This is a genomic window from Enterobacter sp. IF2SW-B1 (assembly GCF_001743375.1).
In the GTDB taxonomy this organism is placed as follows: Bacteria; Pseudomonadota; Gammaproteobacteria; order Enterobacterales; family Enterobacteriaceae; genus Enterobacter; species Enterobacter bugandensis.
Window position 1 is genome coordinate 1 of sequence record NZ_MJAA01000349.1, and the last position, 371, is coordinate 371.

The following is a 371-nucleotide window of genomic DNA, read 5'->3' on the forward strand; positions in this document are numbered from 1 at the left end:
ACCCCCGCTCATCCGGTCTGACAAGCTCAATAAACAGACGCGACATAGCATTCCCTCGTTATTAAAGAGGGGCGGTTGCCCGCCCCTCTCAAATGCACCTTAAACCTGAATTACCGCACGTATTACAGGACAGCATTAAGCAGATGCAGTACTGCAACAATCAGTTTGAGGAAAAGGATCACCATATCCACTACGCTCATACGCGTCTCCTTTAGGATAAAAGGAGCACGATGCTGGCGTACCTTAACGCCGCGTGTTGCCAGCACCTGGCTTGACGTAACACAGTGTGCTCACTTCAGGGGTTAAGGCACTGACGGCACCACCAGTTTCAGCCAGGACGTCGTTGCGCCGGTAAACTACGGACCCCTCGC

The 371-nt window shown here is 52.8% G+C and carries 1 protein-coding gene; it reads right to left on the reverse strand.

All coding sequences use genetic code 11. The features are described from left to right. Positions 1-122: 122 nt before the first annotated feature. Positions 123-200 carry a type I toxin-antitoxin system toxin TisB gene (gene tisB / locus A6013_RS29265; protein ID WP_139128325.1) on the reverse strand — a complete coding sequence of 26 codons (78 nt, stop codon included), beginning with the start codon at positions 198-200 and terminating at the stop codon, positions 123-125. Between the last annotated feature and the right edge of the window lie 171 nt (positions 201-371).